The sequence below is a fragment of the Providencia sp. AGC89 genome (assembly GCF_053543535.1).
The window spans coordinates 108,856-134,563 of sequence record NZ_JBIXLP010000094.1; the positions used below are offsets into that span (position 1 = coordinate 108,856).

At 39.0% G+C, this 25,708-nt stretch carries 23 protein-coding genes and 1 pseudogene; 14 read left to right on the forward strand and 10 right to left on the reverse strand.

Features of this window, described 5'->3' with window-relative positions; translation table 11 throughout:
- Positions 1-15 precede the first annotated feature (15 nt).
- The 5 genes from ACIPUA_RS22780 (at position 16) to ACIPUA_RS22800 (ending at position 3,694) form a co-directional block, all read left to right on the forward strand.
- Complete coding sequence (locus ACIPUA_RS22780; protein WP_042845005.1) at positions 16-837, forward strand: heme/hemin ABC transporter substrate-binding protein; 822 nt, start codon at positions 16-18, stop codon at positions 835-837.
- The gene (locus ACIPUA_RS22785) at positions 834-1,835 is read left to right on the forward strand and encodes a FecCD family ABC transporter permease (RefSeq protein ID WP_042845007.1); all 1,002 of its coding nucleotides are present in this window, start codon (positions 834-836) and stop codon (positions 1,833-1,835) included. The genes ACIPUA_RS22780 and ACIPUA_RS22785 overlap by 4 nt, the downstream gene beginning before the upstream one ends.
- Positions 1,836-2,627, forward strand: a complete 792-nt coding sequence (locus ACIPUA_RS22790; RefSeq protein WP_395347456.1) for a heme ABC transporter ATP-binding protein — start codon at positions 1,836-1,838, stop codon at positions 2,625-2,627.
- Between the two features lie 307 nt (positions 2,628-2,934).
- Complete coding sequence (locus tag ACIPUA_RS22795) at positions 2,935-3,147, forward strand: HEAT repeat domain-containing protein (protein WP_042845008.1); 213 nt, start codon at positions 2,935-2,937, stop codon at positions 3,145-3,147.
- Positions 3,148-3,475: 328 nt separating this feature from the next.
- Positions 3,476-3,694 carry a HEAT repeat domain-containing protein gene (locus ACIPUA_RS22800; protein WP_449060192.1) on the forward strand — a complete coding sequence of 73 codons (219 nt, stop codon included), beginning with the start codon at positions 3,476-3,478 and terminating at the stop codon, positions 3,692-3,694.
- 96 nt (positions 3,695-3,790) lie between these two features.
- Here ACIPUA_RS22800 and fghA read toward each other — a convergent pair whose 3' ends face one another.
- The 4 genes from fghA to ACIPUA_RS22820 form a co-directional block, all read right to left on the reverse strand.
- Complete coding sequence (gene fghA, locus ACIPUA_RS22805) at positions 3,791-4,618, reverse strand: S-formylglutathione hydrolase (RefSeq protein WP_449060193.1); 828 nt, start codon at positions 4,616-4,618, stop codon at positions 3,791-3,793.
- Between the two features lie 11 nt (positions 4,619-4,629).
- Positions 4,630-5,742 (reverse strand): S-(hydroxymethyl)glutathione dehydrogenase/class III alcohol dehydrogenase, encoded by a 1,113-nt coding sequence (locus ACIPUA_RS22810; protein ID WP_042845011.1) that lies wholly within the window; start codon positions 5,740-5,742, stop codon positions 4,630-4,632.
- A gap of 17 nt (positions 5,743-5,759) precedes the next feature.
- On the reverse strand, positions 5,760-6,032 hold the full coding sequence (gene frmR / locus ACIPUA_RS22815) for a formaldehyde-responsive transcriptional repressor FrmR (protein ID WP_042845012.1): 273 nt from the start codon (positions 6,030-6,032) through the stop codon (positions 5,760-5,762).
- Between the two features lie 302 nt (positions 6,033-6,334).
- Positions 6,335-6,661 (reverse strand): DUF1090 family protein, encoded by a 327-nt coding sequence (locus ACIPUA_RS22820; protein ID WP_042845013.1) that lies wholly within the window; start codon positions 6,659-6,661, stop codon positions 6,335-6,337.
- Between the two features lie 576 nt (positions 6,662-7,237).
- Here ACIPUA_RS22820 and ACIPUA_RS22825 point away from each other — a divergent pair.
- Together ACIPUA_RS22825 and ACIPUA_RS22830 are read left to right on the forward strand one after the other, a co-directional pair.
- Entirely contained in the window at positions 7,238-8,335 is a 1,098-nt protein-coding gene (locus ACIPUA_RS22825) for a fatty acid desaturase family protein (protein WP_131680647.1), read from the forward strand.
- Between the two features lie 382 nt (positions 8,336-8,717).
- Positions 8,718-9,662 (forward strand): ATP-grasp fold amidoligase family protein, encoded by a 945-nt coding sequence (locus tag ACIPUA_RS22830; protein WP_449060194.1) that lies wholly within the window; start codon positions 8,718-8,720, stop codon positions 9,660-9,662.
- Positions 9,663-9,730: 68 nt separating this feature from the next.
- Here ACIPUA_RS22830 and ACIPUA_RS22835 read toward each other — a convergent pair whose 3' ends face one another.
- Positions 9,731-10,873 (reverse strand): MFS transporter, encoded by a 1,143-nt coding sequence (locus ACIPUA_RS22835; RefSeq protein ID WP_042845016.1) that lies wholly within the window; start codon positions 10,871-10,873, stop codon positions 9,731-9,733.
- 608 nt (positions 10,874-11,481) lie between these two features.
- Complete coding sequence (gene prpR / locus ACIPUA_RS22840) at positions 11,482-13,062, reverse strand: propionate catabolism operon regulatory protein PrpR (protein ID WP_105881231.1); 1,581 nt, start codon at positions 13,060-13,062, stop codon at positions 11,482-11,484.
- A gap of 244 nt (positions 13,063-13,306) precedes the next feature.
- Here prpR and prpB point away from each other — a divergent pair, with 244 nt between their 5' ends.
- The 3 genes from prpB to ACIPUA_RS22855 all read left to right on the forward strand — a co-directional run bounded on the left by prpB (position 13,307) and on the right by ACIPUA_RS22855 (position 16,888).
- A complete protein-coding gene (gene prpB / locus ACIPUA_RS22845) occupies positions 13,307-14,194 on the forward strand; it encodes a methylisocitrate lyase (RefSeq protein ID WP_042845017.1) in 888 nt (295 codons plus the stop codon).
- Positions 14,195-14,256: 62 nt separating this feature from the next.
- Complete coding sequence (prpC, locus tag ACIPUA_RS22850; RefSeq protein WP_042845018.1) at positions 14,257-15,420, forward strand: bifunctional 2-methylcitrate synthase/citrate synthase; 1,164 nt, start codon at positions 14,257-14,259, stop codon at positions 15,418-15,420.
- A 13-nt stretch (positions 15,421-15,433) separates the two neighbouring features.
- Positions 15,434-16,888 carry a bifunctional 2-methylcitrate dehydratase/aconitate hydratase gene (locus tag ACIPUA_RS22855; protein ID WP_042845019.1) on the forward strand — a complete coding sequence of 485 codons (1,455 nt, stop codon included), beginning with the start codon at positions 15,434-15,436 and terminating at the stop codon, positions 16,886-16,888.
- A 129-nt stretch (positions 16,889-17,017) separates the two neighbouring features.
- On the opposite strand, the gene ACIPUA_RS22860 is transcribed toward ACIPUA_RS22855, so the two are convergent.
- On the reverse strand, positions 17,018-18,058 hold the full coding sequence (locus tag ACIPUA_RS22860) for a galactose-1-epimerase (RefSeq protein WP_042845020.1): 1,041 nt from the start codon (positions 18,056-18,058) through the stop codon (positions 17,018-17,020).
- A gap of 210 nt (positions 18,059-18,268) precedes the next feature.
- Positions 18,269-19,198, reverse strand: coding sequence for a cation diffusion facilitator family transporter (locus ACIPUA_RS22865; RefSeq protein WP_042845021.1), 930 nt, complete (start codon positions 19,196-19,198; stop codon positions 18,269-18,271).
- Positions 19,199-19,498: 300 nt separating this feature from the next.
- Between ACIPUA_RS22865 and ACIPUA_RS22870 the strand changes: the two genes are divergently transcribed.
- Entirely contained in the window at positions 19,499-19,936 is a 438-nt protein-coding gene (locus tag ACIPUA_RS22870) for a universal stress protein (RefSeq protein WP_042845023.1), read from the forward strand.
- A 44-nt stretch (positions 19,937-19,980) separates the two neighbouring features.
- Here ACIPUA_RS22870 and eco read toward each other — a convergent pair whose 3' ends face one another.
- The gene (gene eco / locus ACIPUA_RS22875) at positions 19,981-20,457 is read right to left on the reverse strand and encodes a serine protease inhibitor ecotin (RefSeq protein WP_042845024.1); all 477 of its coding nucleotides are present in this window, start codon (positions 20,455-20,457) and stop codon (positions 19,981-19,983) included.
- A gap of 265 nt (positions 20,458-20,722) precedes the next feature.
- On the opposite strand from eco, the gene ACIPUA_RS22880 reads away from it, so the two are divergent.
- The 3 genes from ACIPUA_RS22880 to ACIPUA_RS22890 all read left to right on the forward strand — a co-directional run bounded on the left by ACIPUA_RS22880 (position 20,723) and on the right by ACIPUA_RS22890 (position 23,321).
- The gene (locus ACIPUA_RS22880) at positions 20,723-20,935 is read left to right on the forward strand and encodes a DUF465 domain-containing protein (RefSeq protein WP_042845025.1); all 213 of its coding nucleotides are present in this window, start codon (positions 20,723-20,725) and stop codon (positions 20,933-20,935) included.
- Between the two features lie 296 nt (positions 20,936-21,231).
- Complete coding sequence (locus ACIPUA_RS22885) at positions 21,232-21,594, forward strand: nitrous oxide-stimulated promoter family protein (RefSeq protein WP_042845026.1); 363 nt, start codon at positions 21,232-21,234, stop codon at positions 21,592-21,594.
- A gap of 905 nt (positions 21,595-22,499) precedes the next feature.
- Positions 22,500-23,321: a helix-turn-helix transcriptional regulator gene (locus tag ACIPUA_RS22890; RefSeq protein ID WP_042845028.1), complete on the forward strand. Its 822-nt coding sequence runs from the start codon at positions 22,500-22,502 to the stop codon at positions 23,319-23,321.
- 211 nt (positions 23,322-23,532) lie between these two features.
- On the opposite strand, the pseudogene ACIPUA_RS22895 reads toward ACIPUA_RS22890, so the two are convergent.
- A pseudogene (locus ACIPUA_RS22895) lies at positions 23,533-25,708 on the reverse strand (hypothetical protein); the annotation flags it as partial.

Sequence of the window (25,708 nt, forward strand, 5' to 3'; positions counted from 1 at the left end):
ACTAGGTAACTTATTATGAAACAATGGCTTCTAACAATTGCAACGCTGGTCATATCAATGAGTGCTTACGCAACAGAACGTATCGTCACTTTAGGTGGTGACGTCACTGAAATTGTGTATGCCCTAGGAGCGGAACAACAACTCGTTGCCCGCGATAGCACCAGCCTTCACCCCGAGCAAGCAACCAAACTTCCTGATGTTGGCTACATGCGGATGCTAAATGCGGAGGGCGTGTTATCCATGCGCCCAACACTCGTACTAGCGAGTGAGCTCGCAAAACCTTCGATGGCATTATCACAAATAGAAAAAAGTGGTGTAAAAATCATCAAGGTAACGGGGAAGCCTAATTTAGAAGCCATTCCCAAAAAAATTGAGACTATTGCTAACGCCGTGGGAAAAACGAGCCAAGGCGAGCAACTTATTAATCAATTTAATCAAGCACTAAGCCAGGTCAATACAACGCCTATTGATAAAAAAGTTCTATTTATCATGAGCCATGGCGGAGTCCTGCCCCTTGCAGCAGGGAAGCAGACTGCCGCAGATAGTGTTATCAGCGCCATCGGGGCAAAAAATGCGATGTCTAACTTTGAGAGTTACCGCCCTTTATCTCAAGAAGGGTTACTCTCAAGCCAACCTGATTTAATCGTGTTTACGGAAGAAGGCGTTAAGTCACTAGGGGGGATCGATAAAGTGTGGAAATTACAGGGAATGTCAATGACACCAGCAGGGAAAAACAAAGCTCTGCTCGTTGTTGACGATGTCGGTATGCTCACCTTTAGCTTAGGTACCCCTCAAGTCATGCAACAACTACGTGAGGCATTAGAAAAGTCCCAATGAGCCGTTTTAAAAACCCATTTTTGGTGATTATCGTTTTATTTCTAGTGCTTTGTGGCCTGACCGTTCTCGCATCTAATGCAGGTGCAATGAACTTTTCATTTAAAACGCTGTGGCAAGCTTCTGCCACAGATACCGACTGGCAAATTTGGTTAAACATTCGCCTGCCGCGTATTTTAATTGCAATCCTAGTCGGCCTTGCACTCGCTGTTTCAGGTGCAATTATGCAGGGCCTATTTCGTAATCCGCTTGCGGACCCAAGTTTATTGGGGATTAGTAGTGGTGCTGCTTTATCCGTTGCCGCTTTTATTGTTTTTTCCATTTCATTGCCGACGGTTATGCAGGGCTATGGTCACGTTGCTGCCGCATTCGTGGGTAGCCTGACCGTTTCTTTCATTATTTTTAGTTTGAATCGTTCATCAAATGGCAATCTAGCACGGCTTTTATTAGCCGGAATTGCCATTAATGCATTGTGTATGTCATTTATTGGGGTTCTTAGCTATATCAGTAATGACCAACAACTCAGAACATTTAGCTTATGGATGATGGGAACACTCGGGAATGTTGACTGGCCTTCATTGGCTATTGCCGCTTCCGTTATTTTGCCCATCAGTGTTGTCTGTTTAGCACAAGGGAACAAGCTTAATATCTTACAACTCGGCGATGAAGACGCTCATTATCTTGGCCTAAATGTTGAACGCGCTAAATTTATTTTACTCTTCCTTAGCGCCATGTTGGTCGGCTGTGCTGTTGCGATGAGCGGTGTCATTGGTTTTGTTGGCTTAGTCGTTCCGCATTTGATCCGCATGACACTTGGCCCTGATCACCGCTGGTTAATCCCAGGTTCTGCGATAGTCGGTGCTTCACTACTCTTAATTGCCGATACTATTGCCCGAACAGCTGTTGCCCCTGCAGAAATACCTGTTGGTTTACTCACTGGCCTTATTGGTGGCCCCTATTTCTTATGGTTGATTCTACGGCAACCCGCGGGGAAAATTTAAATGACGCAAATGAAACCAACATTGTTAGAAGCCAAAAATCTATCTTACAAAATCCACGACAAAACCTTGATCCAAGATATCAGTTTATCGATAGGACAAGGGGAAATGGTCGTTATTATTGGGCCTAATGGTGCAGGTAAATCCAGTTTATTGAAGTTACTCACCGGCTACAATACTCCAACTCAAGGTGCTTGCTTTTTAGAAGGCAAGGCACTATCCGATTGGGATCACAACCACTTAGCACGTAAACGCGCTGTCATGAAACAGCATAGTCACCTGCAATTTGCATTTACGGTTGAAGATGTAGTTGCTATGGGGAGAACACCTTATGGCTCTGAAAACAAGCACCTTGCCATTGATGAGGCGTTATCACAAACGCACTGCCAACCATTGCGCCAACGGGATTACCGGCAGCTTTCAGGGGGGGAACAACAGCGAGTCCAATTAGCGCGCGTGTTAGCCCAATTATGGCAGCCAACCCCACAACCGGCTTGTTTATTTCTTGATGAGCCAACCTCTGCTCTCGATTTATACCACCAACAGCATAGCCTACGGTTATTACACCAACTCACTCGTGAACAGCCACTAGCAGTTTGCTGCGTATTGCATGACCTTAACCTTACAGCATTATATGCGGATAAAGTCTTATTAATCCATGATGGTCAACTTGTGGCGAAAGGTTCTCCTACTGATGTATTAACCACCGAAAACCTAACGCGTTGGTATCAAGCAGATTTAGGCGTCACTCTACACCCTGAAAATAACACGCCATATATTTATTTACGCCATTGATTTATTTATAATATTAATTACCCCATAAGCACTTTAACTCATAACTTGCTAAAGTGCTTTTATTTACCCTTTAATCTAATTATCTGTCACTATTTAAAATACCCCTACTCTTATAAGTTGTTGCTGTGATCATTTATTTCCTGCATAGCCTATTGATTTACCATTATTAAATATACAACGTGGTTATTATTCTAAAAATGAGTAGAATCAAAACAATACGTTAATAATAAGCCTAAATTAAAAAATAAATATCAAGTAATTTCACTTAGAATGCATGTGTGATTTAGTAAAGCTGACAAGGAAGCACATGGAAAATAATATCATAACAACATTAATAGAATTAACACACCGAGGAAATGATGATGTAAAAATAGCAGCCATATCTGCATTGGGGGATTATCGAGCCACAGTTGAGCAGCAGACGGCTATCACTCGGCTACTTGCATTATGCAAAGACCCAAATAAAGATGTTGCGGTATCTGCAATAAAAGCATTAAGTAAACTTTCTGACCACTTTTAATCTATGGGTAATACTATTTTTTCGAGTCATGCTATTGTATATAGCACTCACCTTCTAGCTTATTGTCATAAACTTTAACAGGCTTTCTTATTCCCTGAAAAATCACCATTGAACCTGATACCGACGAAGATAAACCCCTATGATTTATTAGGTAATTTGGTGATTAAACCCTCTCATAAAATAGCACACAGCAGCCGAGTTTTTTTAATATTATTTATAATTTTATTTTGCTAATATCAACGTTCCTGTACTTTAATAATTAGGAAATTAATAATATTAATATATTTTTCCCATCTATTTTTAATAATAGTATTTTTTAGGATAAATTATGGATCATAGAGTGTTAGAAACATTTCTTCGTTTAACTAAACGAAAAAATGATGACGTCAAAATAGCCGCCATTTCAGCTTTAGGTAACTGTAAACTACCTATTGAGCAAAATAATACAATTAACCGATTACTTGAACTCTGTCATGACCCAAATAGAGATGTTGCAATAGGTGCAATCAATGCTGTGAGCAAATTATTAAACCAACACTTTGAATAGAATAATACTCTGAAATTTGTTATCTAAATATTTCTAATTTTTATAATAAAAAAGTGAAACTCATTATCGAGCCCCACTTTTTGTGTTTTAGCTATTTTATTTCAAATGTAATGCATGGAACGCAATGTGCTCACCAATAAAACTACTAATAAAATAGTAACTGTGGTCATAACCATCGCGTAAATTTAATGTATATGCATGCTGTTTTTTATCGCAAATATCAGCAAACAATTCAGGCTTTAACTGTTCTTTATAAAAAGGGTCCGCCGTACCCACATCGACTAATATTGGGGGAATAGAGTCCGCGTTTTCAAGCAAATTTACCGCATCGTATTGAGACCAACGCTCCCGTTCATCCCCTAAATATGCCGTAAATGCTTTTTGCCCCCATGGAACTTGAGATGGAGCCACAATAGGTGCAAACGCAGATAAACTACAATAACGGCCCGTATTACGTAAGCCAATCATCAGTGCCCCATGCCCACCCATGGAATGACCAAAAATGGAGCGCTTATCTGAAGCGGGTAAATGAGCTTCGACCAAAGTGGGTAATTCCGACACAATATAATCATACATTTGGTAATGGCTATTCCATGGAGCTTGCAGAGCATTAATGTAAAAACCCGCTCCTTGACCCAAGTCATAAGCCTCATCATCCGCCACTTTAGCCCCTCTAGGGCTTGTGTCAGGGGCTACCAAAATAACACCATGCTGAGCAGCAAACTGCTGCGCACCCGCCTTAGTAATAAAATTTTGCTCATCGCAGGTTAACCCTGACAACCAATAAATCACTGGGCAAGGCTGAATTTTTGCCTGAGGCGGTAAATAGGCAGCAAATTTCATTTCACAGCCAAGCACCGTAGATTGATGTTGATAAACATCTTGCCACCCCCCAAAAGAGGCATGGCGTTCAATTCTCTCCATGACTCCCTCCCTTAGTCGTAGTGAATAACTGTACGAATTGATTTACCTTCATGCATTAAATCAAATGCTTCATTAATGCTATCTAATGGTAAGGTATGTGTCACAAACGGCGCGAGTTCGATATCCCCTTTCATAGCATCTTCAACCATTTTTGGTAGTTGACTACGCCCTTTCACACCACCAAATGCAGTGCCTCGCCATGAACGACCTGTAACCAATTGGAATGGGCGAGTCGATATTTCCTGCCCTGCACCAGCAACACCAATAATAATTGATTGCCCCCAACCACGGTGGGCACTTTCCAATGCTGCTCGCATCACATTGACATTACCGATACATTCAAAAGTATGGTCAACCCCCCACTCCGTCATTTCAATTAATACCTGCTGGATGGGTTTATCATAATCTTTAGGGTTTAAACATTCCGTTGCACCAAACTGACGTGCTAATTCAAATTTTGCGGGGTTAGTATCAATCGCAATAATGCGCCCAGCTTTTGCTTGTCTTGCCCCTTGAATGACAGCAAGGCCAATACCACCTAGACCAAATACAGCAACAGAATCACCTTCTTGTACTTTCGCCGTATTGTGAACTGCGCCAATGCCAGTTGTTACACCGCAACCTAGTAAGCAAACCTCTTCATGATTGGCTTGCGGATTAATTTTCGCTAAAGAAACTTCTGCAACCACAGTATATTCACTGAAGGTTGAGCACCCCATATAATGGTAAATAGGTTGCCCGTTATAGGAAAAACGCGTTGTACCGTCAGGCATTACGCCTTTACCTTGTGTTGCCCGTACAGACACACACAAATTGGTTTTACCTGATTCACAGAAAACACACTTCCCACACTCCGCAGTATAAAGAGGAATAACATGGTCACCTACCTCAACACTTGTTACCCCTTCACCAACTTCCACAACAACCCCTGCACCTTCATGCCCTAAGACAACGGGGAAAAGCCCTTCTGGGTCATCGCCTGACAAGGTGAAAGCATCCGTATGACAAACACCCGTGTGGCTAATCTTAATTAACACTTCCCCAGCTTGAGGAGGCATTACATCAATCTCTACAATTTTCAGTGGTTCGCCTGGACCAAATGCGACGGCTGCACGTGATTTCATCATTATTCCTTATTTATTTATCGCAAGTATGTTCGAATCAATGAAATAGCATCATCCACTGAATCTTTTTGCAATTGTGTTGTTGCTGACTCTTGAAGCCCTTCGCGTAAGTGACTTTCTAATACCCCAGCCATCAAACCATTAACTGCACCGCGAATTGCCGCTATTTGCTGTAAAATCGCGGCGCATTCAGCTTCATTTTCCAAAGCCGACTCTAGAGCTAATAACTGCCCCTTTATTTTCCTGACTCTCGTCAGTACCGCTTTTTTTTCTTTTGGTGAATGTGGCATATTCAAGCCCTTCATTATACATAGGGGGAGTATAGTATCTAAGAGATTATCTGTACAGGGCTTATCTATTTGTTAAAATAAAAACTCAAAATTTCCCTTAGGAAGAAAATAAGTTATCTATTTGGTTTATAGTTTATAATTAACTTATATGCAGAGAAAGAAAGGTATAAAAGGGTTAAATACAGGGCTGAAAAGTAATTTTCCTCGCCCACTTAGGCGTAAAAAATTTTCGATAAAAAAATGCAAAGTAAATATTCCAAAGATGGGTTATCTACTTTGCAAATTAATAACCGCTATTTAGATTAGTTGTTCAAGGCTTTTAATCGGTTAATTTCTTCGCGAAGAATATCTATTTCTCGCTCTAATTTCTCAGTATCATCAAAGTGATACTGATTATTCAACCTCGTAGGGCCTGTCGCACCCGAATAATGGTCATAACAATTATTTTGTACCTTAGTAATCGCACGTTCTAACCCAGCAACTCTATTTCTATTCCCATGCATTTTGGCATATTTTAATTGCTTTTCTAATTGGTAAATTTTATTTTCACAACCATAGTATTTATATCCTGCCGAAGAAGATAATGGGATAAATAATATTGATAAAAATATTAACAATACTTTTTTCATTCAAGACTCCTACATACAAAAATTTTAATCGCTAAAATATAATCATTTTTGTACATTATTAAATATAGGCAAACTCCTAATTTAACTTAATTCAGTATAATATTACAAACAAAATACTAAAACACCATAATGATGATAAAGATTATTTATCATAAATACTGAATGAAGCTAAAAACATTCTTTCTGATGCTTTATTACAGACAGACATACTTTTCTTTGTTACTTTATGTTCAACGGACTATTCTACAAGGATGTAGCTAAAAATTTGTTCCTTAACCTTATCAATTTTCTCTGGTTAAGCATTATCCACCCAATCAAATCGATTAGTTTAATTCAACTATTATCGTTATATAGTCGTTTCCTGCCCTGATTAAACTGGCTTCTTAAACTTCTCATCAATTAAGCACTATTGGCTAATAGCCAGCGAATTTAATAAAAAACAGGATATAACGAATACTTTTTCTTGATTAAGAATAGGTCGAAACCATCACTGCTTTTCATTTTTATTTTGCGGCTATTTACGGAGTAACGCTATAGTATAGATTCTAAAGAAAATTACCCCCACAGAGAGTAGTAATGCACCCTTCTGAATTCGAATTAATATTTGCAAATGCTGACGAGCAACGTTTTCATAACGCATTAAAACAGGCGAGCCAAGCGTACCTGCACGCAAAACAAGATCATGTGTATGCAGGGAAAGCTGACCTAATAGCTATAGTGACCTTGTTTGCTATTGCTCTATTGAGTTACCTGCCAACACTGTTTACCTCGTCCACTTTGGTTTACGTATCCGCTTACTTTATATTCGTTCTACTTATTATGTTATTAAATGTAATAGGCCAACATGACGCTTGCCACAATACCCTGTTTAAAACACGCTGGAAAAATCGTGTATTTGGGCGCTTCGTAACCTTACCTCTAGGACTAGAGCCTGAATTTTGGCGTACACGGCACGTTCATTATCACCATCATTACGCCAATATTGAACACTATGATCTAGATACTGAAGAAAATGGGGTTTTTCGCCAAACGCCATTCCAGAAATGGCGTCCCTTTATGAAATATCAACATATTTATTGGCCTTTTGTTGCCTCACTCTCATTGACATGGATTGCATTAGTATTTGATTGGTCAGATAGAACTGGGAAAACACGCTTAAAAACTCAAAAAGTTTTAGAGGGTAAGTTAGGATGGAGCCTCTTTCTTGCTAGCAAATTAGGCCATTTAATCTTAATGATAGGGTTGCCGTTATTCTTTGCTCATAGCCATGGGATCAGTTATACCACAATATTTATTACTTATTTATTAAGCCAAATGGTCGCCTCTATTTTTGTCATTTACTTGCTCCTCGGTACTCATTGGGCAGAAGCACAATTTTTTACCGCTCCTGATGACAAACAAATAAAACATGGTTGGTACCATCATAATTTTGTGACGGCTTGTGATTGGGTCCCTTCACCTCATTATTTGTGGCGCTTAACCGGTGGGTTAAATTACCACCTCACTCACCACCTTTTCCCTAATTGGCACCACCGTCATTACCCTGCTCTCGCCAAGATTTTGGCAACGCTCGCACAACAACATAACATGCCGTATCGTTGCATTAATTACAAACAGCTTGTTGCTGCGCAGTTACGTTTCTTACGACAAATGGGGGAGCCTCCCTTATCATAATTCCCTAAACAATGTTGTCTTATTCCCCCTTACTTTCGCAATGCCAGACATATCCTAAATAAATTAATTTAGGATATGTCACCATTAAAATAATTACTTAAGAGTAACACGTTAGACTTTTGCTATTTTATTACTAAAAAAACATTGTTAATAACAATCAATTAAAACAATTGATTTAATTATTGATATAAAAATAAGCAACCCATTATCCTTCATTACAACCAACACCTTTTATTTATCATTTATTTAGCATTAATTTATTAAGAAATTATTAAGTCGGACATTACGTTTATTGATGATTTATTTAAGTTATAAAAAATATAATCGAAGAAAAATTATATTTAAAACTACACACTACAATTTTAGAATGGTTAAAACTCGCATGAAAAAAGCAGAGTATTTTATAAAACAATTACGCACATTTGTTGTCAGTGATAAAACGTATCTGGCTAATAAATTTACTAAAAATCTTAATTATCTTCCTGATTTTAAAGCCCCGAAAAGCTTTAATGAGAAGGTGAATTTTAGGATGCTACGTGACAAAAACCCACTTTACACTCAGTTTGCAAATAAACTAGCCGTACGTGATTATGTTTCCCGTACAATAGGTAATGAATATTTAGTCCCTATTTTAGCGACCTATAAAAATGCCAATGAAATCATTATTGATGACCTACCGGAACGTTTTGTTTTAAAATGTAGTCATGATAGCGGCAGTAGCGTTATATGTAATAATAAAGCTGAATTTAATTGGCCTAAAGCAAAGGATAAATTGGCATTTCATTTAACCAAAAACCTTTATTACATTACTCGTGAACGTCATTATAAAAATATTCCAGCACGCATTATCTGCGAGGAATATATTGATTTATTTGCCAATAAAAACAAAAAACTCGTGCCTGAAACATGCCGTGTTCACTGTTTCTCTGGTAAACCTGTTTATGCTGAAATTGATTATACTGATGAGCTTGGTAATGAATTTATTAACATCTATGATGTTAATTGGCAGTTGCAGCCCGTTACCTTTGGCTACCCGAATATGTTGGACCCTGTTCCTGAACCACCATTGTTTAAAGAAATGTTACGTCTAGCGGAAATCCTAGTCACTCCTTTTGACTACTGTCGAGCCGACTTTTTAATGTCAGATGAAAATACACTTTATTTTAGTGAGTTGACCTTTGCACCAAATGCAGGCAGAACAGAAATATCGCCTCTTTCATGGGACTTTAAACTGGGGGAATTGTGGGAGCAGCGGATCACCCCAGCAAAAAATGATGTTCCTGTAGGGGCTAAACTCGCCACCCCTGCCGCTAACAAGAAAAAATAATACTAAATAAAACAAAAGGCTCTGTACTAAGTAACAGAGCCTTTTTGTTGTTGGCAAACTGAGTAAATTTAATTCGCCAAAACACTCGCTTTACGGCGTAAGCTAGCAATTAACATATAAATTGCCGTTACCAACAATACAAGGAAGAAGAAATCCACTAGCCCATTCTGCTGGTTTAAAAAAGTCCCAGCTGCTATCGGCCCCATTGCTGAGCCAATACTATAACTAAATAGCATAACCTGAGTTGCTGCAACAATATAGGACGAATCAAGGTTGTCACAAGCTAAGGTAATTGCAACAGGATATAGCGCAAATGTTGACATCCCTAATAATGCTAGAGCCACAATCATGACTAAATAATCGCTAGAGATATAAATCACCCCCATCGCGAAAACACCTAACAAAGAAACCATCGCCAATAATAATGTTTTACTCATCATAACAGATAACTTGCTGACGACTGGCTGAATTAACATCCCACCTAAAATAATTGAAGCCATCAAAACACCCACTTGGTCAGTGGTAAATTGATCTTTTTTCAATGATAGTGGCATTAACCCATAGATAGTGCCCATCGTCATACCCGAAACCATGCAACCAATAATTGCGGGTTTACTTAAACGAGATATTTTCTTTAATGATAATTTTTGGTGTGAGCCACTTTCAGGCTGGCCTCCACGCACAAATAATGGCGGCATAACAGCTAATAATAATAACCCTAAAACCACCATAAAAGGGTATGCACCATGCGTACCAATAACGCCAATCGCCAATTGACCGAGTGTTGTCCCGCCATATAATGAAGTCATATAAAAACTTAGGCGTTTTGCTCGTTCTTTAGGGTTATCACCAATCAATAACCAAGATTCAACAACGACAAAAATACCGGCGACAGCAACCCCTGCGATTAAGCGGTTCGGCAGCCAAGCTTCAATGGTAGGAACCCAAGGTAGTACAATCACCGTTGCCGCTAACATTAACAGAAAACCAATAAATGCTAAGCGATGGCCTATTTTTGCAATAACAGGTTCAATCAGCATTGAACCAATTAATAAGCCAATATAATAAGCGCTGGCTAACCACCCGGCATATTGTGTGTCAATGCCAAAACTCCCCATCGACAGAGGAATTAAGCTCATTAAATAACCCGATGCAATAGCAAAAATCGTTAACCCTGCAACAGGAACGAATGCATTGTCGCGTTTGCGCATGATAGTAGTGGACTGATTCACGCCCCACTCTCCAACTAACAAAGTAAATAATATGCGCTGCAACTACATCGTAGAATACGACAACGTTGTGTTCTTAAAAAAGGAACACAATTCGGCGATTAGTGCAGTAGTAAAATAACAAAGGTAAGACTAATTTGAGCGCAATATAGATCGTTCAATCGCTAAGTTAAAATGAGAAAATCTAATGGTGACTAGCAAAATAATTTATGTGAGAAAAATCACGTTTTTTACGAGGGATAACTTAGATAAAACACGGGTACAAAAAATAAATTATCACATTAAAAACAATAAGTTAAATAAAACTAAGCTTAAATAGTTTCTGTTACTTTTTGATACAACTTAAGTAATATTCCAAGTAGCGAAAAGTGCTATCCCACAAAATAATTCATTTATTAATTTATTCATTACAATATTGACTATATAAAACCAATCACCCCCAACTATTTTATATTCAATAACCCCATCACTTTTTCTTTTTATATAAGCGTAGGCATTAGATGATTCGTTTCCAAAATAGCCAACACTTAACTTATAGCTCATAAAATAATTACGGAGTGTTTAATCAATGCCAATGATAACTGACCGACTTAAGTTGAAAGACGACGCCAAAGTGTTGTTCTACTAATCCCTAAATACTGAGCTACGGCTTTGCGGTCCCCATTAAACCGAGCCATCACTTGCTCTAATGACTCATCAAGTTTATTTTCCGTTACTATTTCAGTACCGTCATCGATATGCCTTTCTGGTGACAAACTCATTAACATCGTTTTTGTAATTGCTTTTTCTGGATAAGCGCTGCAATACAATGCCACACGCTCCATTAAATTTCTCAATTCACGTACGTTACCAGGCCACGCATAATTGACAAAAAAATCACGGCTATCCAACAATTGCTGGACCCGAAATGAAGGTAATGGCAGCATCAAACCTGCAAATGCTAGCTTTAATAACCTTTCAGCTAGCACCAAAATATCGTCTCCGCGCTCATTGAGAGCAGGCACTCGCATTCTTAGCACCCCAAGTCGGTAAAAAAGATCAGCTCGAAAACGCCCTTCTTTTACCCAGCTATCTAAATCACAATGTGTCGCACAAATAACTCTCACATCCACCTGTAGAGGTTTATACCCCCCCACCCGTACCACAGAACGCTCTTCCAGAACCCTAAGTAACCGAGTTTGTAATGCAATTGGCATCTCACCTATTTCATCTAAAAACAGCGTTCCACCATTCGCGATCTCAAATAACCCAGCACGACCACCGCGTCGAGACCCTGTAAATGCCCCTTCTTCATAACCGAAGAGTTCAGCCTCTAGCAATGTTTCCGGAATTGCGCCACAGTTTACAGCCACAAATGGCATATGTTTTTTACTGCGCTTATGTTGATTAAATAAGGTAAACTCATGATGGATTGCTTGTGCAACCATTTCCTTCCCTGTTCCACTGTCCCCTTGAATAAGTACAGTCGCATCTGAACGGGCATACAGCATAATCGTTTGCCGCACATGTTCCATGGGGGATGAAGAGCCAATCAAGTCATTGATAGTATAGCGAACTTTTGTAGGGTTAACGGGCAAATACTTATCTTGGGAACGACTATTTTGCTGTGATAATCTGCTCAGTTCAATCGCATCAGAAAATGCTTGTCGTATCGTTTGCGTCGAGTAAACAAAAATCCCTGTCATGCCCATTTCATCGGCAAGGTCCATAATCAAACCCGCACCAACCACGACTGATATTCCCATCGCTTTTAGAGCTTTAAGCTGCGATCTCGCATCTTCCGCTGTCACATAACTTCGTTGCTCAATATGCAAACCGAAGCGGGATTGAAACTCATCCAATGAAGGAATGATATTTTTATAATTGATAATTCCTACTTTATCGCTTATTTCTCTGGCCTTTGCTAATGATTGCATCACATCAAAGCCGCTAATTTTGACAATAATAACCGGAACTGAAACATGACTTTTCAAATAAGCCCCATTCGAACCTGCGCTAATAATGGCATCACAATGCCCTTCTTTTAAACGCTCACGTACGGCTTCTGCCGCCTGCTCAAAGCCAAGGTTTAATGGGGTAATGTCAGCTTGTTCGCTAAACTCAGGGCTAATATCCCGAAAAAGCGTGAATAATCTCGATACTGAGACGGTCCAAATAATCGGTTTATCCATAAAAACGATACCTTTCTCATGTTTCATTTTATGTTTCATTTAACAATATAATGTTTCAATGAAACAAAATAGCCTATTATTTAAAATCTGCTCTTAATGTCACAATTTAAATAAATTCTTAATTAATTGATTTCTAATAATTTTATAAAAAATATTTTTTATTTTTCAAACTGGCATACCAATTGCTATATGACTACCACTACAATAAATTTATTACATATCATTAACAATTAATGAGGCTACTATGTCATCGATTTCTGCTGGACAAAAATTTCGTGATGCAGTCACGCAAGAATCTCCATTGCAATTAGTGGGAACAATTAATGCCAACCACGCCTTACTCGCTAAACAAGCAGGTTATAAAGCTATCTATTTATCTGGTGGAGGGGTCGCTGCTGGGTCATTAGGCATGCCTGATTTAGGTATTTCAACATTAGATGATGTACTGATTGATATTCGTCGCATCACAGATGTGTGTGATTTACCGCTACTGGTTGATGCAGATATTGGCTTTGGCCCTTCCGCTTTTAATGTGGCTCGTACAGTAAAATCGTTCTGTAAAGCAGGAGCCGCAGGCTTGCACATTGAAGATCAAGTTGGTGCAAAGCGCTGTGGTCATCGCCCTAATAAAGAAATTGTCTCGACACAAGAAATGGTTGACCGTATTAAAGCGGCAGTTGATGCACGTACAGATGATAGCTTTGTGATTATGGCACGAACAGACGCCTTAGCTGTTGAAGGAATAGATGCCGCGCTTGAACGAGCACACGCCTATATAGAAGCCGGTGCTGATATGCTATTTCCAGAAGCCATTACTGAACTATCCATGTACCAGCGCTTTACGAGTAATACATCCGCCCCAGTGTTGGCTAATTTAACTGAATTTGGCCAAACCCCGCTGTTTACCCTTGATGAGCTGCGCAGTGTCGGCATCGCAATTGCGCTTTACCCGCTTTCTGCATTTCGCGCGATGAATAAAGCAGCAGAACAGGTTTATTCCACACTACGTAAAGAAGGCACCCAAAAAAGTGTTATTCCTCTTATGCAAACACGGGAAGAACTTTATCAAAGCATTCATTACTACGATTATGAACAAAAACTTGATGCTTTGTTTGCTCAGAAAAAACCTTAATTCGTTAGGCCATCATATTTAACACAAGTTGCACCTCCTCTATCCCCTACAAGGAATAAATGATGAATGAACAACTTAATCGCCCTGAAGCATCTCAATTTAAACCTAAAAAATCTGTTGCGCTTTCCGGTATCGCGGCTGGAAATACCGCTCTTTGTACTGTAGGCCGTAATGGCAATGACCTACATTACCGTGGGTTTGATATTCATGACTTAGCAACTCAGTGTGAATTTGAAGAGGTCGCTTATTTGCTGATCCACGATAGGCTTCCTACCGCAACCGAACTAGTCGCTTATAAAGAAAAACTAAAATCTTTTCGTGGGTTACCTGCCGATGTAAAAAAAACGCTAGAGTCCATTCCAGCTAATGCACACCCAATGGATGTCATGCGTACAGGGGTTTCAATGATGGGCTGTGTCCTTCCAGAAAAAGAATCCCATTCCTTTTCTGCTGCTAGAGATATCGCTGACCGCTTACTGGCGTCGTTAGGCTCAATGTTACTGTATTGGTATCATTTTAGTCATCATGGACGCCGCATAGAGACCCAAACCGATGATGACTCTATTGGCGCACATTTTTTACATTTATTACACGGTAAAAAGCCCCCTGCACAGTGGGAAAAATACATGCATATTGCCTCTATTTTATACGCAGAGCATGAATTCAATGCATCCACTTTTGCAGCCAGAGTTATTGCAGGTACAGGGACAGACTTTTATTCCGCAATGACCGGTGCTATTGCTGCACTTCGAGGTCCTAAACACGGTGGAGCAAATGAAGTTTCATTAGAAATTCAGCAACGTTATGCATCGATGGATGAAGCTGAACAAGACATTATGTCTCGTGTAAAAAATAACGAGGTGATTATTGGTTTCGGTCATCCCGTTTATACCCTCGCCGACCCACGCCATCCCATTATTAAATCGGTGGCTTTACAGTTATCTGAACAAAACTTAAATCGTCATTTATACACGGTTGCTGACCGCATTGAATCCGTGATGAAACGCGAAAAAAATATGTTTCCTAATTTAGATTGGTTTTCCGCAGTGGTGTATCACTTGATGGGCATCCCAACCGCCATGTTTACCCCATTGTTTGTCATGGCACGTACTGCGGGCTGGTCTGCTCATATTCTTGAACAACGACAAGACAATAAAATTATTCGCCCTTCAGCCAACTACATTGGCCCTGAAAATCAACTATTTACTCCGATAGAACAGCGCTAATAAAGGTAAAATAATGACAACTCAAACCGTTAATTCGCAGAAAATTGAATTTGATAAAGTGATCAGCGACATTGTTGATTATGTAGTGAATTACCCCATTGTCTCTGATTTAGCTTACGATACGGCCTATCATTGCCTGTTAGATACATTAGGTTGTGGCATGGAGTCGCTCGAATACCCCGCTTGCAAAAAATTGCTGGGCCCTATCGTCCCCGGAACAATCGTACCTAATGGCACAAAAATTCCTGGTACACAGTTTCAATTAGATCCTGTTCAAGGCGCATTTAATCTCGGTACAATGTGTCGCTGGTTAGATTTTAACGATACTTGGCTTGCCGCTGAATGGGGGCACCCTTCTGATAACCTAGGGGGGATTTTAGCAACAGCAGATTGGTTATCGAGAGAGAACATCAGCAAAGGAAAACCGCCATTAGTGATTAGAGATGTTTTAACCGCAATGATTAAAGCCCATGAAATTCAAGGTTGTATTGCGCTAGAAAACGCCTTTAACAAAGTGGGTCTCGACCATGTTATTTTAGTTAAAGTAGCATCAACCGCCGTTGTTGCTCACATATTAGGGTTAGAAAGAGAACAGATCCTAAATGCAGTTTCTCAAGCGTGGATTGATGGTCATAGCTTACGGACTTATCGACATGCGCCCAATACGGGCTCGCGTAAGTCATGGGCAGCCGGTGATGCCACATCACGAGCAGTTAGGCTTGCGTTAATGGCTCAAAAAGGTGAAATGGGCTACCCAACCGCTTTGACTTCTAAAACATGGGGCTTCTATGATGTTTTGTTTGATGGGAAACCACTGGCTTTTCAACGTCCTTATGGTTCATATGTTATGGAAAATGTTTTATTTAAAATTTCCTTCCCAGCAGAATTTCACTCACAAACAGCAGTTGAAGCGGCTTTACAGCTCTACCAAACGCTATTGAAATTAGGCAAAACGGCGCAAGACATTGAGTCTATCGCTATCCGTACACATGAAGCATGCATCCGTATTATCGATAAAAAAGGCCCATTGCATAACCCTGCTGATCGCGATCATTGTATTCAATATATGGTGGCAGTCCCATTAATTTTTGGTCGCCTCACCGCTGCTGACTACGAAGACAATATTGCAAATGATAGTCGTATTGATGAACTACGGGCAAAAATGCACTGTTATGAGGACCCTAATTTCACGCAGGATTATCACGACCCAGAAAAACGTTCGATCAGTAATGGGGTAACCATCACCTTAAAAGATGGCCAAGTGCTAGAAGAGGTCGTAATCGAATACCCTGTCGGCCACAAACGTCGTCGTAAAGAGGGAATGCCATTATTATTACAGAAATTTAGAATAAACTTGGCAAGACAATTCCCTGAAGCCCAGCAACTACGTATTCTTAAAGCATCCCTTGATAAACCACTATTGGAAAAAATGCCGGTGAATGAATATATGGATTTATTTGTTATTTAATATTGTTTTTGTAACTGTTTCCGTCCTCTAATGTGAACAGCACCTCAAAAGTTGGACGCCATTAGTCTGGCTTTTGGGGTGTTTTTTTATCTATTAAATACCGTAAAATTAGGCTATTACGTATAAGTATCAAAATAAAAATTGGTAACAGGTTTGGCTGGTATAAATTTTGTTAGGTTGAACAAGTGAATCATATTGCTCCCCCCATTCTGGATGATTTACCGCATCTGGAGGAAACTGTGTAGCAAGTACCACACCTGAATAGGTTGTATAGGTCTGGCTTTTTCCTGATACTGCAACTAAATGATTGCCACTATAAAGCTGAAGTGCTGGCATAGTGGTCGCAATATTTAATTTCACATCCCCATTAGGTGACCCAAGTGTTGCGACAGTTTGCACTCCATCCGTAAGGGTTTTATTTAACACTAATGCGTGGTCATACCCTCCGACGTGCTGTTGTTCTTCATCTTGTAAAAAATGAAACCCAATACGCTTACCCTGACGAAAGTCAAAGCTGGTTTCTGTTACATCACGCCACTCCCCCGTAGGGATACCATCATGAGTGATTGGCAAATAGGCATCGGCATGCACTTGTAAATCATGTTCGAGTGCTGTTCTTAGCGAGTCTTCCCCTGCTAAATTAAAATAAGCATGGTTAGTGAGGTTAACAGGGCCATAATCTGTTGATTGATATTTATAGTCGATAATGACTTGATTTGTTTCGGTTAATTCATAACTCACTTCAATATAGAGACGACCAGGAAAGCCTTGATCTCCCTCAGGAGAGGTCAACACAAAAACCGCTTTCTGTGGACTAGGTTGAAGAATTCCCCATATACGATAACTAAAATTATCTTTTCCACCATGCAAGCAGTGATTACCTTGATTATTCGATACTCGATAATGTTGCCCATTAATAGTGAACTGTGATGCACAAATCCGGTTAGCGACTCGCCCAACTGTGGCACCGAGGTATACACCTTGCTCCATATGCTTTGCCATATTGGGGGCTCCCAAGATGACATCCCTTTTCCCTGTCGCTAAAGGCACTATACAGCTAACCCAACTGGCACCGAGGCTCGTTAAGATAATTTTCATCCCATTTTTATTGGTTAGAGCGATAACTTTTGGCGTTCGGAGCATCTGACATTGTTCTTGAGTAAACTGCATTTTTCCCTCAATTATTCAGTATTAACCCGTATAGTTCGCTAGGCGGGTGTCATCATTAATGCATATTGTTTGGAAACAACCTGCTGATTTTCCATTTGTAACTCATAAAGTGCAATAACTTATTGTTAAGCTTCTAATTCATATTAGCAACAAAAAAGCCGAGCTATTAAAAGCTCGGCCTTATATAAAAATAGATTAATTCATGGTGGTTTAGTGCTTATGGTTTTTATCATATGGGTCAAGATGGGTCATAACATCTAATATTTGCGGGTTTTCCATCAATTTTTTCCGCACATTCACTGCAATATCATGGCCTGCGGTAATACTCATATTGCCATCAAGTTCTAGGTGAACATCCACTAATAAAAAATCACCTGATTTACGGGTTTTTAAATCATGATATCCAGATAACTCATTAATACCCTCTAAAACAGTGCGAATTTCTTGTAATGTTTCTTCATCAGCGCCTTTATCCATTAGGTCTTGCATCGATTGATTGGTGAATTTAAACCCCATACGAAAAACGAATGTCCCAACAATCAAAGCGGCTATTGGGTCAAGGATCCGCAACCCACATAAGCTACCAACAATACCAACTGCAACAACTAATGAAGAGGCAGCGTCAGAACGCGCATGCCATGCATTGGCAACTAACATATTAGAATTCACTTTTTTCGCCACATACAACATATAACGAAATAAGCCCTCTTTCGCGACTAAAGCCACTAAAGCTGCAACTAATGCAATCGTATGAACTTCAGGGATCAGTGCTGGGTTCAACATCTTTCCAATCGCTGACCACACCATTCCCACACCGACCACTAACAAAATAATCCCTAAAATTAATGAAGCTCCATTTTCATAACGAAAATGGCCATAAGGGTGATCTTCATCCGGCTTTTTGTGGCTTTTTTTATTCGCAATAAGTACAACAAAATCTGCAACCAAGTCAGATAATGTATGAATACCATCAGCAATTAACCCCGAAGAGTGTGAAAAAATACCAATGATTATCTGCCAAATCGACAACAGCGTATTCACCACCACACTGATTAGTGTGCTTTTCTTTGCCGCTTTGAATTTTGCTTGTTGCGTTTCAAACTCACTCATTTTATTAGATGAAGTATTTTTTATATTCATAAAATATATTCTTTAATGAAAAACAAAATAATTATCATTCAGATAAAGCTTTTAAATCAATAAGTTAAAAATGATTTCTCTGTATATTCTCACATTCTTCGTTTAAAGTCCCATTATTAATTGTAAATAAAGCTTTTAACTAATAATAATTACCCTTTCTTTTTATTAAGTTAATAATATTAAACTTGCAAAAACACGATAAATGCGCATTTAATAGCATTTGTTACTTTCTATTTAACTTATAGTATATTGTAGGTAAGCCACTATAATTAATTTTAAATGACACTAAATGAGGTAGCTATGTATCAAAAAATCCTAGTTCCTATTGATTTGTTAGAAGATGAATTGAATCAAGAGATCCTCAAACACGTAGAAGCGTTAGCGCAGCTAGGCTCACCTGAAATTCACTTTCTGTCTGTAATCCCTAGTGTCGAGTTGTTTTTTGGTATTGAAATCGCAGCACTACCTGAAAGCCATAAAGATTCCGCTGAACGTTCAATTCTGGCGATGCGCGCACTTGAAGAAGTCATAAAAGACATCAAAGTTTCCGATAAGCAAATTAACTGTAAAGTCAGTATCGGCTCAGCTAAAGATGAAATATTAGATTATGCGCAAGAAATTAACGCAGATTTAATTGTGGTCGGTTCACATCGCCCAAGCACTTCAACCTATCTATTGGGCTCTACTGCATCCGCTATTGTGCGCCATGCTAAAACTTCGGTATTTGTTATTCGTTAAATATTTTCTGATAAAAAATGCCGCAATATGCGGCATTCTTTTAATTATTTTTTGATGGAATCCATTAGCTTACCATCGGTTGACCAAACTCGGTATTTAACTTGCATATCTGATGGCGTATAAACCACGATTGGCAGCTTACTGTTATAACGCATAAAAGCGTCATCGCCTAATTGTGTGGAAACAAAACGGTCTTTCGCAGGTTCAGGGCAGCCCATCATAGTAGAGGCAGGGCCTTTGACTTCATCTAGTTTATAGTAATCATATCCCCAGCCTTCCAATGTTTTTTTATCCAGATCTCCCATAAACCATTGGCGGTTACAATCAGCTTTGATGGTTTTCCCAATGACTAATTCAACCATAAAGTCATTTTCATTTTGTTGATTGGCAAGTTGAATGACATGACGTGTCATACCTGATTCTGCTTTTGGATATGGCGCGATCTTTTCCAACTCTTCCGTTGCTACTGCACAAGATGAAATCAGTGCCGCTGCCATTACAGATAAAATCGCTTTCTTCATTATTTATTCCTATTTCAGAAGATAAAACCAATTAAAAAAACCATACTTGGCTATATGTTAAGTTATTTACACCATAATTATCACTATGGATGATTCTTAATTACAAAAAAATAAATCACCCCCAGTATTAACGTAATCATACTTAATTTTAGTAGAGTGATCATAAAAATGATAAAAATTATGTAAATTACCCCCTATTTTAATGCACAACAGTTAGGCACTGATTATACTGAACTTGAGGCTTAATACATTCTGAGGAGGTAGTATGTTATCAGCAGATCAAGATTTAGTTTCAAAATTAGTATCTACACATCCCCGTTTTCAAACTCTTTATGAAAAGCATCATCAACTCGACAAAGAAATCAGTAAGCTCGAGGGCCCTTCAGGCGCAGGTTATAATGAACACGTAGCCAAACTGAAAAAAGAAAAATTACATCTTAAAGATGAAATGCAAAAAATAATGTTGTCGAATAGGTGATCAGCCACCTCACCACAACGATACTAGCTCAGCTTTCTCTGCCGCTTTTATAAAAAAGTGGGACTTTAGCTAAGCAGTTAATATGACTTTATTTGGCTGATATTTTAAGCCGCCATTAAGTTATTAATACTTTCTTATTTAAGAGGGTAGCTTATTACCCTCTTTTTCAGCCCTCAGTAAAATCCACCGCTTTCTTGAACACCATCAATAAATTACTCAATAATTTATCGTTAACTATTCATTACACCAATAAAGTTGTATATTAAATGTATGTTTACTGTAATAGAGGACTTGTTATGGCTGGAAAACGTATTAATCGGGAAATTAAAACAATTGAAAAGATGATAAAAATCTATGAAAAAGCACACCCAGCAACCAATGATGCCCCCGATTATTATCAAAAACTCTATTTTTATGCCGTAAATCGACTAGAGAAATGCCGTTATGGTGAAATAAAGCCCGCCTGTAAACAATGCCCTATCCATTGTTACCAACCAAAAATGCGTGAACAAATGAAGCTAATCATGCGTTGGGCTGGCCCAAAAATGCTTATTCATCACCCAATACTCGCGATACGCCACCTTCTCGATGACCGTAAACCCGTCCCTGATTTGCCACCTAAGGTTAATAAGAGAGCAAACTCTAAAGAAAGTTCATAATAAGCGAATACAGTAGATTCCACTTCATTGCATTAAAAAAGCAATATAACCCCCATCGGCAGATTATCACTAATCTTCTTATAATGATTAAAGAGCCTTACCATTATCAGTTTGTATCTATAATCCCCCCTTTAGCAATATCCTACTGTAATTTTTGAAATTTCTTCAGTGGGCTATTTGTTGCTAAAAATCTCCTTAATAGGCCATGCCCTATGCAAAAATTTATAAAATGTATTTTTTTTCAGTAATGATGGACATCTAAAAAATAGTAACCCTTAAAAACTATTTATTAAAATCTATATTTATATAACCTATCAAACCTATCAGTTTTGCCTATTGATTAAAAAACAAGATTAATGTCTCAATTTCATCCCTTTTACCCCACTTTCAATAAAAAACATCAATCGTAATGATTGATGTTTTTAATAACTCAATGTAATAACATTAGTATTGGTAAAATAAACTTATCAATACTACTTTTGACGAGTTTTATAGTCATTATTAACATACCTATAATTAACACTAATTCCTATAAAATGACAAACAAGCATTAAATTGAAAAAAACTCACGTTACGCGTAACAAAACAACAAAATATTAACATCCAGATGACTTTAATAAATTAGAATAATATTTCAGATAAATAACAAAAATATAGAATATTATAAAATCCCCTCCCGCAAAACAACGGAAATACCTTTCAAACAAAAGGAAAGGCTCGAAAAAACCATGTTTTGAAACATTTTTTAATATTTAAATTTACAGTGTGACATAAAAACAATCGATAAATATAATTTCAGCCTTACTAGTAGTAGCGACTTTAGATATCAATAGAAGAAATAGCGTGATGTTTAATTTCGCTAATTACATTTGGAATATTTAAATGAGATTAATAAGGTGTCAATTATGCAAATTGAAAGTAACTTAAACCAACAGGTTATCAAACGAATAAGTGTAGATAGTAGTATGTCTCATAATATTATGGATTTTGCGACAAAAGGTATTTTTATTGTAGAGAAAGGTTCACTATTATTAGAAACTCCAGCTAACTTACAAACCTTAAACGAAGGGGATATCTTATATCATAAGCAAGGTTCATATTCCTTGCAAATGACTGATCCTTCAGTAGATTGCCAATTACTTTGGATAGCTTTAGATGATAAGTTTTTACGTGATTTTATTGCAACACATGGTTCTCAATTAAGCGAAATAGAGCGAAATGAGACATTCTCAAGTGACATCATTAAATTTACCTCATATTCATTAATTGATGATATTAAAAATAGCCTGAACTCATTTATCGATCATGAATATCCTGAAGTAATTGTTTCCCTTCGTGTAAGTGAATTACTCTTATTATTAAGCTACAGTGAGCAAGGCGCTTTATTATTATCTAATTTTAGGCAACTCAGTAGCCGACAAGCGGAACGTTTGCAATTATTTATGGAAGCCAATTACCTTAAAGAGTGGAAATTAAGCGAGTTTGCACGAACGTTTGGTATGGGGTTAACGACCTTTAAAGAATTATTTCATACTGTATATGCTACATCACCACGCTCATGGATCAGCGAAAAACGAATTATGTATGCACACCAATTATTAGTTAACACTGCAATGAGTATTGTGGAAGTGTCAATGGAAGCTGGCTTTTCTAGTCAATCCTACTTTACACAAACTTATCGCAAGCGGTTTGGATATACGCCTAGCAGATCAAGAATAGCGGCTTAATATCGCAGCATATCGCGCATAGACACATGCCCTGTCAGTTATAGAAATTTCAGCTTTAACTATAAACTGGCAGAAAGGCACCCTCCGTCGTCCCTCTTTCTAATTAACATCCACTGACTAAATTCCCCCCTAGATTACTGATACCATAAAAAAAGTAGCCTGCCTTTTAATGACAAACTACTTCTCAAGATAATCTTAGGTAGCCGCTAAATTATTTAGCTTTAATAATTTTCAAATCAATAATAGACATTGAATTAGGTGGCACTTCGCCCGGTATCCCTTCAACGCCATAACCGCCTTCTGGTTTGATGTACACTTTAACCATTCCGCCTTCTCCAGCCCGTTCAACAAATGAGTTCAACGGTGTCGGTAACTGGTCATAAGGTAATGTGACTGGGTTTTGCTCAGTATACATTACAGTAACCTTACCATCCGTTAGTTGCTCCCTCATAATAAAAGTAACATCTTTACTCTTAACATTTTTTATCGGTGAGCCGGCCTGAATAATTTTATAATAGGTATTACTATCAAGTTTACTGTATTTTTGAGCGGTAATTTGCTCAATTATTTTCTGGTTTTTCTTCGCGTTTTCTGCAGCTATTACTTTTAAATCTTTACTAGGAAGGACTCTTCCAGCTAAACCTGCTGTTGAACTTGTTCTTCCCTTCGCTTTTAACGCATCGTTTTCAACTTGTAACTGAGTAATGCGACGATTTAAATCCATTATTTGTGATTTTAATGCATTATCACCGGTTACAGAATTGAGCGAATCTAATTCTCTTTGCAGTTTTTTCAATTTTGTTTGGGCTGCAGCCAACTCTTTTTGTGAATCCACTTTCAAAGTACTGATAAGCTTATTTGCATCAGTGAGTTGCTGCTCAAGCTTTTTACTTTCATTTTGTTGAGTCGCCAATTCTCCCTGAATTGATTTTTTCTCTGCATCTAACTTCGTTAAAGCAACTTCCTTTTGTTTCAACAAGGTAATTTGTTTATTTAGATCAGCAGTTAACTCTTTAATCTGTTTATCACTGGCTTGACCCATCAAAGCGGTTTGTTTTTCCACGTTCGCTTGCAGTTTTTGCAGCTCTGCATTGGCTTGTTTTAACTGCGCCTGTGCCGTGGCATAATCCTGTTCATTTTTCTGCAAACGCGCTTGCAGCGCAAGTTGCTGCTTCTCGCTGTCAGTAAACTGTTTCGATAATGCATTTTGCGCCGCTTGGTGCTCTGCCAGCTGTTTCTTCGCTGCCGCCAATTCGCTTTCTAACGCCGCTTTCTGGGCTAATTTCGCGGTTTGTTCCGCCAATGACGCTTGGATTTTATCGGCTTGCTGCGCTTTGTCTTGCAACTGCTTCGCCAACTGCTGGTTCTGCTGCTCTAAAGCTTTCGCTGCTGCTTGTTGCTTGGCTAACGCTTCGCGCGTGGTTTGGCTTTCTGCTTGCGCTTTTTCCAACCCAGCTTCTTTTTGTTTCAATAACGCAATTTGTTTATTCAAATCCGCCGTCAGCGCTTTCACTTGCTCATCGCTGGCTTGGCTCATCAAGGCAGTTTGTTTTTCCACGTTCGCCTGCAGTTTTTGCAGCTCTGCGTTGGCTTGTTTTAACTGCGCCTGTGCCGTAGCGTAATCCTGTTCATTTTTCTGCAAACGCGCTTGCAGCGCAAGTTGCTGCTTCTCGCTGTCAGTAAACTGTTTCGATAATGCATTTTGTGCCGCTTGGTGCTCTGCCAGCTGTTTCTTCGCTGCCGCCAATTCGCTTTCTAACGCCGCTTTCTGGGCTAATTTCGCGGTTTGATCCGCCAATGACGCTTGGATTTTATCCGCTTGCTGCGCTTTGTCTTGCAACTGCTTCGCCAACTGCTGGTTCTGCTGCTCTAAAGCTTTCGCTGCTGCTTGTTGTTTGGCTAACGCTTCGCGCGTGGTTTGGCTCTCAGCTTGCGCTTTTTCCAACCCAGCTTCTTTTTGTTTCAATAACGCAATTTGTTTATTCAAGTCTGCCGTCAGCGCTTTCACTTGCTCATCGCTGGCTTGGCTCATCATGGCGGTTTGTTTTTCCATGTTTGCTTGCAGTTTTTGCAGCTCTGCATTGGCTTGTTTTAACTGTGCCTGTGCCGTGGCGTAATCCTGTTCATTTTTCTGCAAACGCGCTTGCAGCGCAAGTTGCTGCTTCTCGCTGTCAGTAAACTGTTTCGATAATGCATTTTGCGCCGCTTGGTGCTCTGCCAGCTGTTTCTTCGCTGCCGCCAATTCGCTTTCTAACGCCGCTTTCTGGGCTAATTTCGCGGTTTGTTCCGCCAATGACGCTTGGATTTTATCGGCTTGCTGCGCTTTGTCTTGTAACTGCTTCGCCAACTGCTGGTTCTGCTGCTCTAAAGCTTTCGCTGCTGCTTGT

Coding starts and splice junctions, on each gene's coding strand:
- ACIPUA_RS22780 (WP_042845005.1), top strand. CDS start 16: ATGAAACAATGGCTTCTAACAATTGCAACGCTGGTCATATCAATGAGT.
- ACIPUA_RS22785 (WP_042845007.1), top strand. CDS start 834: ATGAGCCGTTTTAAAAACCCATTTTTGGTGATTATCGTTTTATTTCTA.
- ACIPUA_RS22790 (WP_395347456.1), top strand. CDS start 1,836: ATGACGCAAATGAAACCAACATTGTTAGAAGCCAAAAATCTATCTTAC.
- ACIPUA_RS22795 (WP_042845008.1), top strand. CDS start 2,935: ATGGAAAATAATATCATAACAACATTAATAGAATTAACACACCGAGGA.
- ACIPUA_RS22800 (WP_449060192.1), top strand. CDS start 3,476: ATGGATCATAGAGTGTTAGAAACATTTCTTCGTTTAACTAAACGAAAA.
- fghA (WP_449060193.1), bottom strand. CDS start 4,618: ATGGAGAGAATTGAACGCCATGCCTCTTTTGGGGGGTGGCAAGATGTT.
- ACIPUA_RS22810 (WP_042845011.1), bottom strand. CDS start 5,742: ATGAAATCACGTGCAGCCGTCGCATTTGGTCCAGGCGAACCACTGAAA.
- frmR (WP_042845012.1), bottom strand. CDS start 6,032: ATGCCACATTCACCAAAAGAAAAAAAAGCGGTACTGACGAGAGTCAGG.
- ACIPUA_RS22820 (WP_042845013.1), bottom strand. CDS start 6,661: ATGAAAAAAGTATTGTTAATATTTTTATCAATATTATTTATCCCATTA.
- ACIPUA_RS22825 (WP_131680647.1), top strand. CDS start 7,238: ATGCACCCTTCTGAATTCGAATTAATATTTGCAAATGCTGACGAGCAA.
- ACIPUA_RS22830 (WP_449060194.1), top strand. CDS start 8,718: ATGAAAAAAGCAGAGTATTTTATAAAACAATTACGCACATTTGTTGTC.
- ACIPUA_RS22835 (WP_042845016.1), bottom strand. CDS start 10,873: ATGCGCAAACGCGACAATGCATTCGTTCCTGTTGCAGGGTTAACGATT.
- prpR (WP_105881231.1), bottom strand. CDS start 13,062: ATGGATAAACCGATTATTTGGACCGTCTCAGTATCGAGATTATTCACG.
- prpB (WP_042845017.1), top strand. CDS start 13,307: ATGTCATCGATTTCTGCTGGACAAAAATTTCGTGATGCAGTCACGCAA.
- prpC (WP_042845018.1), top strand. CDS start 14,257: ATGAATGAACAACTTAATCGCCCTGAAGCATCTCAATTTAAACCTAAA.
- ACIPUA_RS22855 (WP_042845019.1), top strand. CDS start 15,434: ATGACAACTCAAACCGTTAATTCGCAGAAAATTGAATTTGATAAAGTG.
- ACIPUA_RS22860 (WP_042845020.1), bottom strand. CDS start 18,058: ATGCAGTTTACTCAAGAACAATGTCAGATGCTCCGAACGCCAAAAGTT.
- ACIPUA_RS22865 (WP_042845021.1), bottom strand. CDS start 19,198: ATGAATATAAAAAATACTTCATCTAATAAAATGAGTGAGTTTGAAACG.
- ACIPUA_RS22870 (WP_042845023.1), top strand. CDS start 19,499: ATGTATCAAAAAATCCTAGTTCCTATTGATTTGTTAGAAGATGAATTG.
- eco (WP_042845024.1), bottom strand. CDS start 20,457: ATGAAGAAAGCGATTTTATCTGTAATGGCAGCGGCACTGATTTCATCT.
- ACIPUA_RS22880 (WP_042845025.1), top strand. CDS start 20,723: ATGTTATCAGCAGATCAAGATTTAGTTTCAAAATTAGTATCTACACAT.
- ACIPUA_RS22885 (WP_042845026.1), top strand. CDS start 21,232: ATGGCTGGAAAACGTATTAATCGGGAAATTAAAACAATTGAAAAGATG.
- ACIPUA_RS22890 (WP_042845028.1), top strand. CDS start 22,500: ATGCAAATTGAAAGTAACTTAAACCAACAGGTTATCAAACGAATAAGT.